Annotated in this window: 12 protein-coding genes and 1 pseudogene; all 13 read right to left on the minus strand. The window is 36.1% G+C overall.

What is annotated here, in order from left to right; translation table 11 throughout:
* Positions 1–2180: pseudogene (locus tag B0A67_RS06155) on the minus strand (hypothetical protein); the annotation flags it as partial.
* Complete coding sequence (locus B0A67_RS24940; RefSeq protein WP_207557314.1) at positions 2173–2340, minus strand: hypothetical protein; 168 nt, start codon at positions 2338–2340, stop codon at positions 2173–2175. The pseudogene B0A67_RS06155 and the gene B0A67_RS24940, both read right to left, overlap by 8 nt.
* A gap of 338 nt (positions 2341–2678) precedes the next feature.
* Positions 2679–3605 (minus strand): tRNA epoxyqueuosine(34) reductase QueG, encoded by a 927-nt coding sequence (gene queG, locus B0A67_RS06160; protein WP_072954309.1) that lies wholly within the window; start codon positions 3603–3605, stop codon positions 2679–2681.
* On the minus strand, positions 3602–4948 hold the full coding sequence (locus tag B0A67_RS06165) for a cytochrome P450 (RefSeq protein WP_072954311.1): 1347 nt from the start codon (positions 4946–4948) through the stop codon (positions 3602–3604). The genes queG and B0A67_RS06165 overlap by 4 nt, the downstream gene beginning before the upstream one ends.
* A gap of 12 nt (positions 4949–4960) precedes the next feature.
* A complete protein-coding gene (gene ruvB / locus B0A67_RS06170; RefSeq protein WP_072954312.1) occupies positions 4961–5983 on the minus strand; it encodes a Holliday junction branch migration DNA helicase RuvB in 1023 nt (340 codons plus the stop codon).
* A gap of 284 nt (positions 5984–6267) precedes the next feature.
* On the minus strand, positions 6268–8070 hold the full coding sequence (locus B0A67_RS06175) for a cytochrome c oxidase subunit I (RefSeq protein WP_072954329.1): 1803 nt from the start codon (positions 8068–8070) through the stop codon (positions 6268–6270).
* A 31-nt stretch (positions 8071–8101) separates the two neighbouring features.
* Positions 8102–9286: a cytochrome c oxidase subunit II gene (locus tag B0A67_RS06180; protein ID WP_072954333.1), complete on the minus strand. Its 1185-nt coding sequence runs from the start codon at positions 9284–9286 to the stop codon at positions 8102–8104.
* A gap of 19 nt (positions 9287–9305) precedes the next feature.
* Positions 9306–10700, minus strand: a complete 1395-nt coding sequence (locus tag B0A67_RS06185; protein WP_072955517.1) for a cation-translocating P-type ATPase — start codon at positions 10698–10700, stop codon at positions 9306–9308.
* A 27-nt stretch (positions 10701–10727) separates the two neighbouring features.
* A complete protein-coding gene (locus B0A67_RS06190) occupies positions 10728–11273 on the minus strand; it encodes a c-type cytochrome (RefSeq protein ID WP_072954336.1) in 546 nt (181 codons plus the stop codon).
* Between the two features lie 8 nt (positions 11274–11281).
* Positions 11282–11806 (minus strand): DUF3341 domain-containing protein, encoded by a 525-nt coding sequence (locus B0A67_RS06195; protein WP_041516373.1) that lies wholly within the window; start codon positions 11804–11806, stop codon positions 11282–11284.
* A complete protein-coding gene (gene nrfD, locus B0A67_RS06200; RefSeq protein ID WP_055096849.1) occupies positions 11799–13199 on the minus strand; it encodes an NrfD/PsrC family molybdoenzyme membrane anchor subunit in 1401 nt (466 codons plus the stop codon). The genes B0A67_RS06195 and nrfD overlap by 8 nt, the downstream gene beginning before the upstream one ends.
* 34 nt (positions 13200–13233) lie before the next feature.
* Positions 13234–16299 carry a TAT-variant-translocated molybdopterin oxidoreductase gene (locus B0A67_RS06205; protein ID WP_072954339.1) on the minus strand — a complete coding sequence of 1022 codons (3066 nt, stop codon included), beginning with the start codon at positions 16297–16299 and terminating at the stop codon, positions 13234–13236.
* A 32-nt stretch (positions 16300–16331) separates the two neighbouring features.
* The gene (locus B0A67_RS06210; RefSeq protein ID WP_072954341.1) at positions 16332–17657 is read right to left on the minus strand and encodes a c-type cytochrome; all 1326 of its coding nucleotides are present in this window, start codon (positions 17655–17657) and stop codon (positions 16332–16334) included.
* Between the last annotated feature and the right edge of the window lie 212 nt (positions 17658–17869).

Raw genomic sequence — 17869 nt, forward strand, 5'->3', positions numbered from 1 at the left:
GCAACTGACGCTGTAGGTGTACCAGCCACCGAAACTCTAATTGTATTAGAGGAAGCTGCGCTTGCCCCACAACTATTGTATGACCAAACTCTATAATAATAATCTCCCCCGCTTAATCCTGTAAAATTGTATGATGTTGCATTACTTCCCAAATCTCGTCCATCGAAAGGTAAAACATTTGAACTAAAAAACTCATTTGTTGAAATCGCTATTCCATAAGAAGTAGCTCCTGGAACAGCATTCCAATTCGCTGTGAATCCACCACAAATTATTGCCGTTCCATTAGTCGCTACTGGTTTAGCAGAAACAACTGGCTGTGCATTAATTACTACATTGCCAGATGCAGGCGAAATACATCCATCTGCATTTGTTACGGTAAAAGTATAATTTCCTACAGCAAGCCCTGAAACAGTCCAACTAGATCCCGTTCCCGTAGTAGTCAAATTTCCCGGCGATCTAGTAATTGTCCAGTTTCCTGACGGCAAACCATTCAAGACAACACTTCCGGTAGCAACTGTACATGTTGGATGTGTTATAATTCCAACTGTTGGTGCAGATGGTGTCGGAGTTAGCGTTAGCGTTGCATCATACGAACCATCAAAACAAACATAATTAGGATGTTTTATTTTTACTGTATATTTAATTCCATTGAGTCCTGAAACATTAGAAATATTCAAAGTAGCAGTTTTAACTCCGGTATATACGCCTGTATTACTTAAGTCAACACCGTTTGCTTGCCATTGATAAACAAAAGCACCAGAAACATCGGTTCCTCCATTATAGTTAGGAATACCATTAGTGTAATTTAATGCGTTAACTGCATTAGCTACAACAGAAAAAGTAGCTGTTTTACAAGCTCCTACAGTTTGATTACTTGGTGGTGTGGTCACAGTAGCTTTTGTCGCTGTAATTGCGTTTGTATAACTACCACTATATGTTGCTCCTACTGTTGTTACTTTTCCATAATAATCAACAGTTGGTTTTCCTGTACCATACAACATATCCACATCACTTCCATCAGCTGCAGCAGAATTATAATACTCATTGGCATCAGAACAGCCATCACTATCACTATCTAATTCTAGAGAATTAGGTATACCATTTCCATTTGTATCTGCACAAGATTCATTAATCGTTATTTGCACATCATCCAAAAAATTACCAAAAGATCCACCTCCAACTGACGAAACCGATTCAAAAGCAATTACAAGTGTTGTTTTTCCAGGCGAAATAGTATAAGTCCCAGAATAAGCCCCCCAAACAGAATTTCCATCACTCATTATCCTTTGTTCTACTGCTGTTGCTACGGTTTCCCCCATTTTAACCCTTGCCACGTCAACTCCACTGCGCCCTCTATGTTTTACAGACCAGTTAACAGTACCTCCAGCGCCATTCAGACAAAACTCCTGATACAGGGTAGACACTTGATTTGCATTTAATTCAACAAATTGATTTCCTTCTGCAGCGTTAACACCATTAAACGGAGAAGACCAAATTTCTATTTGGCCGTCCGTTGCTGTAGTTTTCCAACCCTGTACAGCTGTCTGATCCATTACAGAGTAAGTACCTGATGCAATTACTGGACTTTCAAAACTTCCATTTGCAAACTTAACAGAGCAACCTAAGCATTCTACACTATCCAAAATACCATCATTATCATCATCCAAATCAAACGAATCCTGCACTCCATCACTATCTGTATCAAGAACACATGTTGAAGTTTTTACCGACGCATCAATAGAACTTATAGAAACATTACCACTCGCACTACTCCCTCTAGTTATTTGTATGTATCTCCAATTAATTGGGGATACAAAAGTATAATCTAAAGATTGATTAGTTCCAACGGCCTGCCATATGTTCGTACTTGAATTCCAAACTGAAATATTTACTCTTCCCCCATCAATACCATTTACTTTTACAGAAATTCCATTACTAATCGTACTTACCATATCAAGAGTAAGAACGCCAGAATTATTAATTGACGCAGTTGTACTATCATCACTCCCTACCGCATTGTTTGCATTAGTCACATTAGTACTAGAATATACATTAGTCGCATATACATGATTAACATAATATATCTGTCCAGTGGGACATTGCCCAAAAATTGTATTGGCAGAAAATAATAAAAAAGAAAGTGTTGCAAAAACATACTTTCCAAAAGTAAAGTTACGCATAGACAATTGTGGTATTAAGAATAGAAGGATGGAAAGCCGAAGAACCAATTGTGGTTTTCAGCATATAGGATAAATACGATAAAATAATGGAAATGTTTTTTGCAAATCCCGGAAAATTCTTCGCAGGATCGTCACAAAAATAAAGTAGTTTTTGCACCATAAATGTATGTCGTTCAAGGCATAAAAATTGCCTTTAGGTTAAATTAGTAGATTTGGAGTCGCGAAAGTATGCAAACACCTATCTACTAACTACTTTAGTCGACAAACTACACAGATAAACGTTGAACGACACTTTTTGACGATAAAAATTAACATCAAGTTGTGAAAACCTTAACTATTCGGTAATAAAACAGGAGAAATTTCTTAATTTTTTAAAGTATTGTTAGTTTTTATTCAAATACAAGACAAAAACGTAAAAATCTTACAAACAACAAAAATGATAGGATAGAAAAGGACAGAGTCCAAAAAGACAAAAAAACCTTGAAAAATAAGAGAAAACTATTCTAAAAATTTAACATTTCGCTTCAAACCATCGAACTTGGTTCTTTTGATTGGAGAGTTTTTGAAAATGGCACGGAAAGTTTCTTCTGTAATTTCGATCCAGTCTTTTTTAGAAAAAGATAGCAGTTCCGGATTCGGATTAAACAGGGGTTCTGAATGTGGTTTCGAAAACCGGTTCCAGGGACAAACATCCTGGCATGTATCACAACCAAACATCCATTCGTCAAATTTTCCTTTCATTTCATAAGGAATATTCTCTTTGAGTTCGATAGTGTAATACGAAATACATTTACTTCCGTCAACAATATGCGGAGCAACAATTGCCTGCGTGGGGCAAGCGTCTATACAAGCGGTACAAGAACCGCAATGATCTGTAGTAGCATGATCGTATTCTAATTCTAAATCGAGTATCAGCTCAGCAATAAAGTAAAAAGAGCCTACCTTTTGGGTCAATAGATTCCCACTTTTACCAATCCATCCCAAACCGCTTTTTGCCGCCCATGCCCTGTCTAAAACAGGTGCCGAATCGACAAAAGCACGTCCGGAAACATCACCTATATTTTCCTGAATAGCATGCAAAAATTCTTTAAGTCTCTCTTTGATTACAAAATGATAATCCTGCCCATACGCATATTTCGAGATTTTAAAACTATCCTGACTTTGGGTTTCTTCGGGATAATAATTTAGCAAAAGCGACACAACACTTTTGGCATCATCAACTAATAATGTAGGGTCTAGCCGCTTGTCGAAATAGTTTTCCATATAGGCCATTTGCCCATGATGGTTATTGTTCAGCCATTTTTCAAGCCGTGGTGCTTCTTCTTCCAGAAATCCAGCTTTAGATATTCCGCAAGAAAGAAAACCCAGGCGTTTTGCTTCAGATTTTATAAATTTCGAATATGTCTCTTTTGCATTAATACTCATCTTTTAGAGAATGAAACTTCTACACCAACAGGTTTTAATGTTATCAGAGGATTAAACTGAACAGTATCTGTACTGGATTTAATCACGTATTTTTTTACAATTTGAGCAATAGTCAGGCACATTTCATAAATAGCAAACCCCGCTCCGATGCACATTCTTGGACCTGCACCAAACGGATAAAAGTACTGCATCGATTGCTTTTTCTGTTCTCCCAGAAATCGTTCCGGATTAAATTCTTCCGGGTTTTCCCAATATTTAGGATTTCGATGTAACTCATAAAAAGAAACACCTATCAGCGTTCCCTTTTTGATATGATAACTGGCAAGTGTATCATCTGCAACATTCTGCCTGTCGGTAATCCAGGCTGGCGGATACAAACGCATTGATTCGTTTAAAACTGCATTGGTGTAGGTCATTTTCTGAAGTTGCTCAACAATATCATCTGTTTGAGATTCAATTTCAGTAATCTCATCAAGAACTCTTTGTTGTACTTCCGGATTTCTCCCTAAAAGATGCAAAGTAAAAGTCAGTGCATTGGCTGTCGTTTCATGTCCCGCAATAAACAATACTTTAATTTCATCGACCAATTGACTTACTGACATCCCTTCTCCGGTATCTTCATATCGGGTCTCTAAGAGCATATTCAAAAGGTCATTAATTTCTTCTTTCGAAGTCATTCTTTCCTCAATAATTTCCTGAATAATACTATTATTCTCCTCAGCCAATTCCAAATGATCCTTTATCTGGCCACTTAACGAAAACCACCATGCTTTATGCGGAAGCCTGATTTCCTTAATTAAGAAATTCTGAACTTCTTCTATAATAAATTTTATCCGATTTAGTTTTTCGTCTGAAATGGAAAGTTGGAATAATGATTTCGCCACAACATTAAAGGCCAATTGACTCATTACAGGAAAAAGATCAACTGGTTCTTCTTCCACTACATCTTTTAACTCTGAAGCAATGGTATCATTCATGTTTTCGACCAGCTGATTCATCTTTTGCTTATGAAAAGCAGGCTGAATCAATCTTCTTTGTTTGAGCCAAAAATCGCCATCAACAGTCAAAAGTCCTTTCCCTAAATATTTTGAAAGGTATACCGATTGAAATTTAGACTTATGATAATTCTTTTGATTCTTCTGCAGAATATACTGAGCAATTTCATTGTCTCTCGATAAGATAATGTGTTTTGACCAGCCAATTTTAAGGGAAAAAGAATCTCCCAATTGATCAAAATAGCCTTTATGAAAAGGAATCGGATTTCTACGCACTCCTTCAGCATCCAGGAAGAATCTCACTATTGAAAGCCTTTTAGGGTAATTGTATTTTCTGTTTTCAGACATCTTATTACAGAATTAAAATAATCCGCCCTGAATGTTGGTGTTTATTTTACCCAAATGTTTATACGCTTTATCCGTGACTTCACGGCCACGTGGCGTTCGCATGATAAAACCTTCCTGAATCAAAAATGGTTCATAAACTTCCTCAATAGTTTCACTGCTTTCAGAAACTGCAGTTGCCAAAGTTGAAAGCCCAACAGGTCCACCTTTGAATTTATTGATAATCGTTAATAAGATTTTATTGTCCATTTCATCAAGACCATGAGCATCTACATTAAGTGCTTTTAACGCATAACGTGCAATTTCAAGATCAATAGTTCCATTTCCTTTTATCTGTGCAAAATCACGTACTCGTCGCAACAATGCATTTGCAATACGAGGTGTACCACGGCTTCTGCCGGCGATTTCTATAGCAGCATCTAATGAAATTGGCATTCTAAGTATCGAAGAACTTCTTTCGACAATACTCGTCAAAAGTTCCGTAGTATAGTATTGTAATCGTGATGAAATTCCGAAACGTGCACGCATTGGTGCGGTTAACAATCCTGAACGCGTTGTAGCCCCAATTAAAGTAAAAGGATTTAGATTGATTTGAACCGTTCTTGCATTTGGTCCGGACTCGATCATAATATCAATTTTAAAATCTTCCATTGCCGAATATAAATATTCTTCAACAATAGGACTTAAACGATGAATCTCATCAATAAACAAAACATCCCTTTCATCAAGGTTAGTCAATAAACCGGCAAGATCACCAGGCTTATCCAAAACAGGACCTGAAGTAATTTTAATACCCACTTCAAGTTCATTCGCCAGAATATTGGCCAGCGTCGTTTTTCCTAATCCCGGAGGCCCATGAAAAAGAGTATGATCAAGGGCTTCACCACGCTGATTGGCTGCCGCAACAAAAACTTTCAGATTCTCTAAAACCTGATCTTGTCCTGCAAAATCATCAAAGGACAGCGGACGTAATCTTTTTTCGAGATCTAATTCTTCTGGATTGTACCCATTTGTAGTGGGATCTAGGTTTTCATTCATTTTACAAAGATAGACAAAGTAATCAGTTTGTAAAACAGATAAATTTCAAATAAAAAAAGGAAATTCATCATTGAAATTCCAAATTAATACTTTGTTTGTACAGTTACTTCATCAAGCATCAAGGAGCCTTATTTGTTATACAGTTTATTTTCAATTTAAATTGATTAAAAAAAATACCCAGTTCGTTTCGCGCCCGAACATACCCGGGATTTGCAATTTAAATTATTGGAATTTATATTAAAACAAAAAAGACCATCTTCTCAGATGGTCTTTTTAAAATATTTTTAGTGGTGTAAAACTTCTTCACCTTCTTTCATTGGTACATTTTGCGGTACAAAATCTACATCGTGATTTGGGTTACTGTAGTCATATGGCCAACGGTACACATGAGGAATTTCACCTGGCCAGTTACCGTGAATATGTTCTACCGGAGTAGTCCACTCTAATGTTGTAGATTTCCATGGATTCTGAACTGCTTTCTTACCGTAGAAAATACTAACAAAGAAATTGTATAAGAATACCAATTGGAATGCACCTCCAACAAGAGCAAATGTTGTAATTAAAACATTCACATTTTGTAAATCATCAAATAATGGGAAGTTTGTATTTGTATAATAACGTCTTGGTAAACCAGCTAATCCGATAAAGTGCATTGGGAAGAAAACTCCGTAAGCACAAACTGCCGTTACCCAAAAGTGAATATAACCTAAGTTTTTATTCAACATTCTTCCGTACATTTTAGGAAACCAGTGGTAAATACCAGCAAACATTCCGTAAAGTGCAGAGATACCCATTACTAAGTGAAAGTGAGCAATTACGAAGTATGTATCGTGAACGTTAATATCTAAAGTACTATCTCCTAAGATGATTCCGGTTAAACCTCCAGTGATGAAAGTAGAAACCATTCCGATAGAGAATAACATTGCAGGGTTGAACTGAAGGTTACCTTTCCATAAAGTTGTAATCCAGTTGAATGCTTTTACAGCAGACGGAATTGCAATCAATAAAGTAGTAAAGGTAAATACAGATCCTAAGAAAGGATTCATACCTGAAATAAACATATGGTGACCCCAAACAATCGTAGATAAAAATGCAATTGCAAGAACTGACATAATCATCGCTCTGTATCCAAAGATTGGTTTACGAGAATTCGTAGCCATAATTTCAGAAACAAGACCCATTGCTGGTAAGATTACGATATAAACCTCAGGGTGTCCCAAGAACCAGAATAAGTGTTCAAACAATACTGGAGAACCACCTTGGTAGTGTAAAACCTCTCCGGCAATATAGATATCAGACAAGAAGAATGAAGTACCAAAACTTCTGTCGAAGATCAATAATAAAGCTGCAGATAACAATACAGGGAATGAAATAACACCAATAATAGCTGTTACGAAAAATGTCCAGATTGTAAGTGGAAGTCTTGTCATAGACATTCCTTTAGTTCTTAAGTTGATTACAGTTACGATGTAATTTAAAGATCCCATTAAAGAAGATGCAATAAAGATAGCCATAGAAACTAACCATAAAGTCATACCTGTTCCAGAACCCGGAATCGCTTGTGGTAAAGCACTTAATGGAGGATAGATTGTCCAACCTGCAGAAGCTGGTCCAGCTTCAACAAATAATGAAGACAACATAATCACAGCAGACAAGAAAAACAACCAGTATGAAATCATGTTCATAAATCCGGAAGCCATATCTCTTGCTCCAATTTGAAGTGGAATAAGCAAGTTACTAAATGTACCACTTAAACCAGCTGTTAGTACAAAGAATACCATGATGGTACCGTGAATTGTTACTAAAGCCAAATAAATATCATTTGCCATTACACCATCAGGTGCAAATTTATCTCCTAATAAAACATTAAAGATTTTGAAAGACTCTTCCGGCCATGCTAATTGCATTCTAAAAAGCAAGGACATCGCAATACCAATAATCCCCATGATAATACCGGTAATTAAGTATTGCTTCGCAATCATTTTGTGATCAATACTAAAAATGTATTTAGTAATGAACGTTTCTTTATGATGGTGTTCGTGCTCGTGATCGTGTCCGTGATCGTGATCGTGCGCTTCTGCTGACATATATGTGTACTTTAAATTTTCTTAATAAATATTATTTCATAGCAACTTTAGCAATAGCTGCTTTTACAGTATCAATTACCGCTTTAACAGTATCTTTTGCTGTACTATCTGTAGTAGCCTCTGCTCCTTCAGCCGGTGCCTTAGCAGCTGCTGCCGCTTTAATATCCTGAGCTAAAGTAGTTTTTTCGCTTAACCATTTTTTATAATCTTCCGGAGTATCAACAACTACTTTCATTTGCATGTTGTAGTGAGAAGCTCCACAAATTTTATTACATAATAATAAATAATCAAATGTATAAGGATCTAAAGCTGTACCGCCTTTAGCAACTAACTCAACACTTTTTTCAGCTCTCAGTTTATTGATGTTTGCCACTTTCTCCACCATAAACGGTAACTCTCTGTATTCAGATGTTGTATAAGTTGGAATAAAAGCAAATTCAGTAACCATTCCCGGAACACAGTTCATTTGCGCTCTAAAGTGAGGCATGTAAGCTGAGTGCAATACATCCTGAGAACGCATCTTGAAATGTACTTTTTTACCTTTTGGGATATGTAACTCAGAAACTACGATATCATCTTGAGAATTAGGATCAGACATATCAACCCCTAAAGTATTGATTCCTTCAATCAAACGTACGTTTGCTTTTCCTAAAACATTATCATTACCAGCATATCTTGCAGTCCATTTGAACTGTTGTGCGTATAATTCAATTTCAATTACATCTTCGTCTTTATCAACAAACATAATGTTGTTCCATGCATACAATCCGTAAAGGATCAAACAAGCCAAAACTACCGATGGAATAATACTCCAAATTGCCTCTAATTTGTTACTATCAGCAAAGAATAATGCTTTTTTATCTTTGTGTCCTCTGTTTTTGAAAGAAAACCAATATAATAAACCTTGTGTAATAAATTGAACTACAAAAATTAAAACCCAAGTAATATTCATCAAATTATCTACTAAAAGCCCGTGCTCTGAAGCAGGAGTATGAAGTGCTAAATTACCCCATTTTAGTAAACCGTAAATCGTAAATATATAGATGAAAGCTAAAAAGCCAAACATAATATATCCCTGAATATTATTATCATTATCTGATGCAACCTGAGTATCGTCCGAAGAAGATCCCACTTGAGTAAGATCAAATATCTTGGTCAATTGCCACAATGCAATCGCTAATAAAACTAAAACTACAATTACCAACAAACTTGTCATCTGTTTACTTCTTTAAATATTAATAATGAAAATGTTTACTTTCTTCAATGAAAGGATTTCTTTTTGCTAACAAAGGAGCTTTAGTTAATGCAGTAAATACAACAAAAATAAACAAACCTAAGAAGAAAAGTATAGATGCAATTTCAGGAACTCCAATAAACCATTTATCTCCAACTGTACCAGGCATAATCATATTAAAGAAATCTACATAGTGACCTAATAAGATAACAACACCAGCCATTACGATAACCCAGCTAAGACGTTTGAAATCTGTGTTGATTAATATTAATAACGGGAATACGAAGTTCATAACCACAGCACCAAAGAATGGTAAATTGTATAATTGAATTCTTGTTATGAAGTAAGTTACCTCTTCAGGAATATTAGCATACCAGATCAACATGAATTGAGAGAACCATAAATAAGTCCAAAAAACACTGATACCAAACATAAATTTAGCTAAATCGTGAATATGACTTGTATTTACATACTCTAAATATCCTTTAGATTTTAAGTAAACTGTTACTAATGCAATTGCAGTAATACCACTTACAAAGAAAGAAGCAAATACGTACCATCCAAACAATGTGCTGAACCAGTGTGGATCAATTGACATAATCCAGTCCCAAGACATGATAGACTCAGATACGATAAAGAATACTAAGAAACCAGCAGTTAACTTAAAGTTCTTTTTGTAGTAAAGATCGTCATTAGCTTCATCCTGAGCTAAACAATTTTTTCTTGAAAAGTAATTGTATAAATTCCATCCAATTAAAAATATAGCTGCTCTAATAAGCCAGAAAGGAAAGTTTAAATAACCTGCTTTCCCAGCAATAATTTTATCATAATTTGGACTATTAGGATCAGTAACCCCTTCACCTAACCAAACAAATATGTGATTAAAGTGTAATCCGCAAAGAATTAAAATGATAAAGAAAATAACAGAACCTACAGGCAAATAAGCTGTGATACCCTGCATAACTCTAAACAAAACCGGAGACCAACCTGCCTGAGCAACTTGTTGAATAGCATAAAATGCTAAAGTTCCCATAGAAAGCAGCAAGAAGAAAATACAAGCTACATATAAAGCTGACCAAGGCTTATTTTGCAATTGGTGCAATACGTGAGTTAAATGTTTTTCATGCTCATCAGCAGCATTAACTTTTGCATGCTCGCCACCTTTGTGCGAATCATGTGAAGCTTCAGCAGCTTCGTGATGTCCAGCTTCTTGATGTGAAGTTTCTGCTGTTGCTTCATGTGCAGCACCATGAGATCCATGTGCATCTGCAGCTAGAATTTTCTCAACTTCTTGAATATCTTTAGGAGCAGTTAAAAAACCATATCCAATTCCTAATATACCAAGGGCCATTAGGATGATAGAAAAAGTTTTTAATTTACTTGAAAATGTATACATATCTATTACGATCAGTTTGTTCAACAATTATAATTGGCTTTTTAGTTTTAGAACATAGTCAGCAACTAACCAACGTTCGTGGGCACTTAATTGATTTGCATGTGAACCCATTGCATTTAAACCATAAGTTTCAACGTGAAAGATACTTCCTTCAGTGATTTCTCTGTCTTTATAGCTAGGTACTCCAAGAAATTTTTCTCTCTCAACCAATTTACCTTTACCGTTTCCAGTTGCACCATGACAACTGATACAGTAAATTTCGAAAAGTTCTTTTCCTTTACCGGAATTTCTTTCGATAGAATCCAAAGGTGATTTCAAATTAGCTTTAGCCAATTCGTAACCAGCAGTTGAATTTTCATATTCATAAGGCTCAAAACCTCTATTAATACTTCCTTCTGCAGGAAGCTGTCCTTCTTTTCCTCCCTTAAATACTTTTGCTTCTGCATATGTTTCATACGCCAAAGATTCATACATATTAGGGAAATACTGATAGTTTGGTGCCGAAGTATTGTGGCATGATGAAACTAAAATAGTTATACCAACTAAAAGTGTTATTTTATATATCCTTTTCATAGCTACAATTAATTCTTTTCAATTACTTTAACTTCAACAGCTCCTGTACCTTCGAAAAAAGAAACCAGTTCTGCTTCGTTATCATTTACAGCAACTTCCATCAAAAAATGGTCATCTGTTGTTCTTACATCAGGATTCTCAGCTTCTTTAAATGGCCATAATCTACTTCTCATATAAAAAGTAATAACCATTAAGTGGGCAGCAAAAAACACTGTCATTTCAAACATAATCGGCACAAAAGCTGGCATATTCTGAATGAAACTAAAACTTGGTTTTCCACCAATATCCTGTGGCCAGTCATGAATCATGATATAACTCATCATGGTTGTTGCAACAGAAATACCAACACATCCGTATAAAAAAGCACAAATTGCTAATCTTGTTGGTGCTAAACCCATAGCTTTATCCAATCCGTGAACTGGGAATGGAGTAAAAACTTCTTCAATATGATGATGAGCAGCTCTGGTTTTCTTTACTGCATCCATCAAAATATCATCGTCATTATAAATGGCGTATATTACTTTATTACTCATGATGTGTATCTTTATTTGCTCTTTCTCTAATGTAATTATCTCCTGTTCCTTTCAAAATTGTTTTTACCTCTGCCTGAGCAATTACAGGGAATGTTCTAGAGTATAATAAAAACAATACGAAGAAGAAACCTATCGTTCCGATGAAAATTCCAATATCAACAAATGTTGGTGAAAACATTGTCCAAGAAGATGGAAGGTAATCTCTATGTAAAGAAGTAACAATAATTACGAATCTTTCAAACCACATTCCGATGTTTACAACGATCGAAATAATAAATGAAAACATGATACTTGTTCTTAATTTCTTGAACCACATAAATTGTGGAGAGAAAACGTTACAAGTCATCATCGACCAATATGCCCACCAGTAAGGTCCGGTAGCTCTGTTTAAGAACGCATATTGCTCATATTCTACTCCTGAATACCAAGCTACGAATAACTCAGTGATATACGCTACCCCTACGATCGAACCTGTAATCATGATTACAATGTTCATTAATTCGATATGTTGTAGTGTAATATACGCTTCAAGGTTAGAAACTTTTCTCATAACGATCAACAATGTATTTACCATTGCAAACCCTGAGAATACCGCTCCGGCAACGAAGTACGGAGGGAAAATTGTGGTATGCCATCCCGGGATTACAGAAGTAGCAAAGTCCATCGATACAATCGTGTGTACAGAAAGTACAAGAGGAGTAGCCAAACCAGCTAATACTAATGATACTTCTTCAAAACGCTGCCAGTCTTTAGCTCTACCACTCCATCCAAAACTTAGGATAGAATATACTCTTTTATTAAAAGGTGTTATTGCTCTATCACGTAGCATTGCAAAGTCAGGTAATAAACCAGTCCACCAGAAAACCAATGATACTGAAAGATACGTTGAGATTGCGAACACGTCCCAAAGCAATGGTGAGTTAAAGTTTACCCATAATGATCCAAATTGATTTGGAATAGGTAAAACCCAGTATGCTAACCATGGACGTCCCATGTGAATAATTGGAAATAAACCCGCCTGAACTACCGAAAAGATAGTCATAGCTTCTGCTGAACGGTTAATCGCCATTCTCCAACGTTGACGGAAAAGTAATAATACCGCAGAAATTAATGTTCCGGCGTGACCAATACCAACCCACCAAACGAAGTTCGTGATATCCCAGGCCCAACCAACTGTTTTATTTAATCCCCATGTTCCGATACCGGTAGATACGGTGTAAATTATACAACCTAACCCCCAAAGGAAGGCTATTAATGCGATTGAAAATACAATCCACCAATGTTTGTTTGCCGGCCCTTCAACAGGGGCAGCTACATCTACAGTTACATCGTGATAAGATTTATCACCTATAACTAAAGGTTTTCTAATGGGTGCTTCGTAGTGAGACGACATAATCCTTTATATGTTTCTTAATTAATAATTTATTCTAAGTATTTCTAACTTTAACGTGGTAAACCACATTAGGTTTTGTTCCAACATGCTCCAATAAGTGGTATGATCTATCATCAGCAGCTAATTTAGCCACTTTGCTTTCAGTATCATTAACATCACCAAATATCATTGCTCCGGAAGAACAAGCATTTGAACAAGCTGTTTGGAATTCACCATCAGCAACCGGACGACCTTCATTTTTTGCTTTCAATTTAGTCGCCTGTGTCATTTGAATACACATAGAACATTTTTCCATAACTCCACGAGAACGAACGTTTACGTCTGGGTTTAATACCATACGTCCTAAATCATCATTCATGTGGTAATCGAATTCGCTGTTTTTGTTGTACAAGAACCAGTTGAAACGACGTACTTTATACGGACAGTTGTTTGCACAATAACGAGTACCAACACATCTGTTGTATGCCATATGGTTTTGACCTTCACGACCGTGAGATGTTGCAGCAACCGGACAAACTGTCTCACATGGTGCGTGATTACAGTGTTGACACATTACTGGCTGGAAAGAAACTTGTGGGTTATCTCCAGCTTTCTCCATTTCATTAAATGTAGATAATGAACTAGATAAACCTGCGATTTCCTCTTTTCTTTTATTATCGCCTTCAAAAGTACTTTCAGAAGAATAATATCTGTCAATACGCAACCAGTGCATATCACGACTTCTCCTTACCTCTGCTTTACCTACAACCGGAACGTTGTTTTCAGCGTGACAAGCAATAACACATGCTCCACAACCTGTACAAGCGTTTAAGTCAATCGAAAGGTTAAAGTGATGTCCTGTAGAACGATCAAATGATTCCCATAAATCAACTGTTGTAGCTTTTACTTCTTCGTGATCTAAAGATACCATCGGTTGTTCATTCCAATGTTCAGGATCCTCAGAATTAAAGATTTTAAGAGACGTTTCTTTAATAATATCTCCTCTTCCCATTAATGTTTTCTGTCCCTGAACACAAGCAAACTCATGAACTCCATTTGCTTTCACAATAGAAACAGATTGAACACTACTGAAATTTTTATATAAAGTGTAAGCATTTAAACCTACCTGCATTTCATCTTTTAAAGCAGCTTTACGACCGTAACCTAAAGCTAGACCAACGGTACCAACAGCTTGTCCTGGCTGAACAATTACCGGAACGTTTTCTAATTTTAAACCGTCTGCAGTAGTAATTGTAGCATAACTTCCGTTTAAACCTCCGTTTGCAACAATTTCATTTGTTAAGCCTATTTTTTTAGCATCAGCATTCGAAACAGTTACATAGTTATCCCAAGAAACTCTTGTGATAGGATCCGGAAACTCTTGCAACCAAGGATTGTTTGCTTGTTGTCCGTCACCTAAACCTGTTTTAGTATACAATACTAACTCGAAGTCACCAGCAGGTTTTGATTTTGCAACAGCATTTGCAGCAGAAGCATAATCAACAGAACCAGCAGATAATGCTGATGAGCCAATTACAAGAACACCATCATGTAAAACTTTGTTCCAAGAAGAACCTACAACTAATGAAGCTGAATTAGCTTTGATATAATCATAGAAATGTCCAGGAGTTCCGTTTAAAGATAATAAAACGTCTTGAAATTGTTTTGTATTAAAGATAGGACGAATAGTTGGCTGAGTCAGACTATAAGTTCCTTTCGTTATTACAACATCTCCCCAAGCCTCTAAATAATGAGGAACCGGAGCAGCGATTGTAGTTATGGAAGCAGTCTCATCTTCTTTTAAAGAAAATGCAACTGATGTTTGTACTTTTTTCAATCCAGCTACAAAAGAAGCTGAATCAGCTAATGTATAAACAGGATTAATTCCGCTCATGATTAAAGTATGAACGCTTCCTGCATTCATATCTTTTAACAACTGAGATACAACAGCATTAGAACCCTTTCTAATTTGTCTTGTACCTACTGTTGTAAAAGCTTCACTAGCCAACACCTGGTTGATAGCTAAAACTAATAACTGAGCATTTTTATCTTCTAAACCTGAAACTAAAACCCCTTTAGCACCTGCAAGTTTTAATTGCTGAGCAGCTTTTTCTACTTCAGTCTTAAATTTAGCATCTAAAGAAACAGCTACAGAAGAACCTGTAATAATATTATAGATTTGAACCAAAGCCTGTCTTTGATCTGCAACCCCCATAGGAATACGCTTATCAGCAGCAGCTCCGGACAATGTCATATTTGATTCGAACTGAAAATGACGCGACATTTTTTTAGATCCGGTAGGTCCTGCCGGAATTCTACCCTGAGCATATCCTGCATCATATCCACCACCTTGCCAGTCTCCTAAGAAATCAGCACCAACAGAAACGATTAAAGAAGCTTTTGAAAAATCATAATCAACAAGAGCTCTCTCTCCGTAAACTGTTTCGAATGCATCTAATGCGTCAGATGAAGAAACTGCATCATAAACAACATGTTTTGCATTAGGGTTTTTAGCGATAAATTCACCTATTAATTTCTCAGTAGACGGACTTGCTAAAGTATTTGTCAACAATACCACTTGTCCACCTTTTGCTTTTGCATCAGCAAGACTTGATTTAATTTTCAAATCAACAGCAGACCAGCTACTATCTTTTCCATCCAATTTAGGTTCTTTCAAACGCATGCTATCATATAAAGATAAGATAGATGCATGAATTCTAGCATTGGCTGAAAACTTAGCTCCAGAAATAGTATTGTTATCAATTTTAATTGGACGACCCTCACGAGTTTTTACTAATAAGTTAGCAAAATCAAAACCATCAAAAACAGTAGTCGCATAATAATCAGCAACACCAGGAATGATTTGTTCTGGTTGTAAAACATATGGTATAGACTTGTGAACAGGACCTTCGCAGGCAGCAAGTGTAACCGCTGCAGTACTAAATCCTACGTACTTTAAAAAGTCACGACGTGAAGTCCCAGATGAAGCTAAAGCATCTGCGTTTCCTAAGAATTCTTCAGTAGGAATTTCTTCAACAAATTCGTTATTTCTAAGCGCCTCAACAATAGAACTATTCTCTAGTTCTTCAACACTTTTCCAGTATTTTTTGTTTGATGACATTGTATATAAATATTAAAATCTTAATAATTCGATTAATAGTGGCATTTACCGCATTCTAAACCTCCCATTTGCGCTGCAGTCAATTTTTCTACACCGTATTTTTTAGAAAGTTCAGCATGAATTTTGTCATAGTAAGCATTACCTTCCATCTTAACATCAGTTTTTCTATGGCAATCAACACACCATCCCATTGTTAATTTAGAATATTGCTTCATGATCTCAAATTCCTGCACTGGACCGTGACAAGTTTGACATTCAATTCCTGCAACAGTTACGTGTTGAGAGTGATTGAAGTAAACAAAATCAGGAAGATTATGAATACGAACCCATTTCACAGGCTGCGTTTTTCCAGTATACTCTTGTTTAGTTTTATCCCAACCAACAGCATCATATAATTTTTGGATTTCACCATCGTAAAACGCTTTGCTGTACTCAGGAGTAGCAGTAGTTTCAGCAACTTCAGAAATGTTTTTATGACAGTTCATACAAACATTCAAAGAAGGAATACCAGCAGTCTTACTCACACGAGCAGCAGAGTGACAATATTTACAATTGATTTCGTTATCTCCAGCGTGTATCTTATGAGAATAGTGAATTGGCTGAATTGGCTCATAATTCTGATCAACACCAACTTGCATTAAGTAAGCATATACAAAATAACCACTTGCCAAAAGTAAAAATATAGAAGTAACTAAAACCAGGAATTGGTTTTTAGCAAAAGCTTTCCAGATTGGAGTTCTTGCTTCTCTAGGAGCAACTTCAATACCATTATTACTTGCAACTTTAGTCAATACTTTGTTCACCATGAACAACATCACTACCAAGATAGCCATCACAAGAGCAAGAGCCCCTAAAATAATGTTATTTGAAATTCCGCCACCTTCAACATTAGTTCCCGGAGGAGTAGCAGCAGTACCAGCAGCTGGCTCAGCTTTTACTTCAGAAGTATAAGCGATAATATTGTCAATATCACCTGTTGACAATTGAGGAAAAGAAGTCATTACTGACTTGTTGTGCTCTTCAAACAATTTAACAGCAACAGGATCCCCTGCTTTAATCATTTCTGAACTGTTGTGCACCCACTTGTAAATCCATGCCATATCGTGTTTGGAAGCAACCCCTCTTAGGGCCGGACCAGTTGACTTAGCATCTAATTTGTGACATGCAGCGCAATTTGCATTAAAAAGTTCTTTCCCTTTTACTGGATCACCACCTGCAGCAGCAGCCGGAGCAGCAGCTTCAGGCGCCGCCGGAGCAGCAGCTTCTTGAGCAAATGAAGTTAGGGAGAAAATTAACGTTAGCGATAAGCTAAGTAGCAATTTTCTTGAGATCGAATTATGGTTACCCACCTTTTTCATATAGTATAATAATTATCTACTAATTTTTGGTATGATTTTTACTGTAATAAAATCAACGAAAAACTAATACCTTCTTTTAAAACTTGCACAAAAATACGACTTATGAACTATTCTCAAAACCTTAAAATAGTCTTAAATATCAATTTATATCAATTCTAAATAATATTAAAATTTTCCATACAAACTTTAAATACTATTTTTGCATAAAAACC

Source organism: Flavobacterium aquidurense (assembly GCF_002217195.1).
GTDB classification, from domain to species: Bacteria; Bacteroidota; Bacteroidia; order Flavobacteriales; family Flavobacteriaceae; genus Flavobacterium; species Flavobacterium frigidimaris.